General features: G+C 62.8%; 4 protein-coding genes. All 4 read right to left on the bottom strand.

The genetic code is table 11. The features are described 5' to 3' along the window. Positions 1-290 (bottom strand): ParB/RepB/Spo0J family partition protein (locus PXK01_RS21865; protein ID WP_274861725.1); only part of this gene is annotated, 290 nt, incomplete at its 3' end. A 155-nt stretch (positions 291-445) separates the two neighbouring features. Continuing rightward, the gene (locus PXK01_RS21860) at positions 446-835 is read right to left on the bottom strand and encodes a DUF3768 domain-containing protein (RefSeq protein WP_274861724.1); all 390 of its coding nucleotides are present in this window, start codon (positions 833-835) and stop codon (positions 446-448) included. Positions 836-923: 88 nt separating this feature from the next. Continuing rightward, a complete protein-coding gene (locus PXK01_RS21855; protein WP_114295083.1) occupies positions 924-1133 on the bottom strand; it encodes a DUF6330 family protein in 210 nt (69 codons plus the stop codon). Positions 1134-1156: 23 nt separating this feature from the next. After that, the coding region (locus PXK01_RS21850) for an ArdC family protein (RefSeq protein WP_274861723.1) at positions 1157-1744 on the bottom strand (588 nt) is incomplete at its 5' end.

The following is a 1744-nucleotide window of genomic DNA, read 5'->3' as shown; positions in this document are numbered from 1 at the left end:
TCTGGCACAAGACGGCAGTCGATCTTGGCCTTCGCCGTGAAGCCTTTCGCGGCCCTGTCCGCGACCAGCTCCTTCAGGGCTGCATGGCGCCGTCCACCGGCCAGCACGGCGTATTTGCCGTCGAACTTCTGGACGAGGAGCGGCTGGAGCAGGCCCAGCACAGCGATACTGGCCTTCAGATGGGCGATGTTCTCGGGGTCATAGGTTTCCGGCGCGTTGCTGCGCACATTGGCGGGATGCGGGACGAGATCGCCGATAGCGACGGTAAGGGGAGCAAAGCTTGTGGTCATGGGATATCCTTCCAGGAGGGTGAGGTGTGGCCCGCGCGCTCACGCGCGTGACCAATCCCCGGCTTCAGGGATCACCACGACAAAAGGCCCACTTTCCCTTTGAGGGGTCAGCGGGCCTTCATCGTCTCAGATGTCAGGGTGAGGAGTCCCCTCCCCTACCAGTCGCGCGCCAGCATGATGGTCAGCACGCGCATGGTGGTGGCAGGATTGTCCGGGGTCTCAGCCCCGTAGCGGAAATCCGAATCTGCATCATAGAGATCGATTTTCCAGAACACGGTCTCGCCCCGGATCTCGACCGCCCCGAAATCGTGCCAGCCCTCGGGATCATTCTCAGGCTCGAACGTGGCAAACTCACCGGTTGCCTTGACCGCCTCGGCCATGAAGCCATCGCCGGCCTCCATAAGCGAGCGGGTGACATGCATCCGGCCCTGGATGGGCTGCGCGGGCGGCACTCCAAGGCACGCGAGCTTGCGAAACGCGTCGTTCTGCGCCGCGATCACGGTCGGCTCTGGACGGTCTGGCTGGGGTTGAACGGTCATGGACATGGGGATCTCCTTTGAGAAGTTAGAAACACCCTTCCCAAAGCCCACTTTTCCTTTTCCGGCCGGCGGCAGGGCCGAGACGGAAGGGTCTCTACCCGAACAACCCCTTCGGTCGGTAATTCGGGTTGGGGATGGTTTCGATCCAGCCGCCTTGGTGCTTGATGCTCTCGAGCGCTGCCGAGAGTGGATAAGCGCCCTCGGACGGGCTCCACCAATAAGCTCCGCGTTTGAAGGTGATGATCTTGCGGCGGCCGTCGCTGAAGCAGGCCACCCGCAGCGTCTTGGGTTCCTTGCGTGACATGCGAGTCTCCGTTCTCCGTGTGGTCAGGCGGCCTCTGCGCGGCCCCCTGCCCTGCCCGTCTCGGATCTGGCGATCAGGTAGTCGCAGGCGCGCTGCGCATCGGCGGCGTGCCGGAAGATCGCGCCTTTGTCCGACCGAAGAACGCGCAACCAGTTGTGGAGGTAGGCGGCATTCATCTCGAGCGTATGCGCGGTGAAGCCGAGCGTTTGCCCCAAGAACACAGAGGTCAATTCCGCGACGATCTCCTCGCGCGCATAGGACGTGTTGCCAAACTTCGAGAACCCGAAGTCACGGTTCAGCCGATGCGGGGCCTTCGTGGCATGGGCCATCTCATGGGCCCAGACCCCGTAGAAATTGCGCGGGTCCTGGAACCGCGTGATGGACGGCATGTAGACCTTATCCACGGGCGGCAAATAGTACGCTTCCGTGCCCGTGAAGACGGTCGTGATGTCGATGGCATCGAAAAACGCCTGCATGTGCGGGATGGGCTCGGACGGCGGATGCTCGGGCGCGGGCTCCGGGTCGGGGAAGAAACTGTCGGGCAGGCCATCGATCTGGCAGGCATTGAACACGCGGTAGGATTTCTGGAAGCGGAAGATGCGGGCTTCCTC

The sequence above is a fragment of the Phaeobacter sp. PT47_59 genome (assembly GCF_028890025.1).
Lineage (GTDB): Bacteria > Pseudomonadota > Alphaproteobacteria > Rhodobacterales > Rhodobacteraceae > Phycobacter.
The sequence above is the reverse complement of the archived record's forward strand: the minus strand, read 5'-3'. Positions and strand labels throughout refer to the sequence as shown.

Bases quoted from the DNA above. Each gene is read 5' to 3' on its own strand.
- PXK01_RS21860 (WP_274861724.1), bottom strand. From the start codon at position 835: ATGTCCATGACCGTTCAACCCCAGCCAGACCGTCCAGAGCCGACCGTG.
- PXK01_RS21855 (WP_114295083.1), bottom strand. From the start codon at position 1,133: ATGTCACGCAAGGAACCCAAGACGCTGCGGGTGGCCTGCTTCAGCGAC.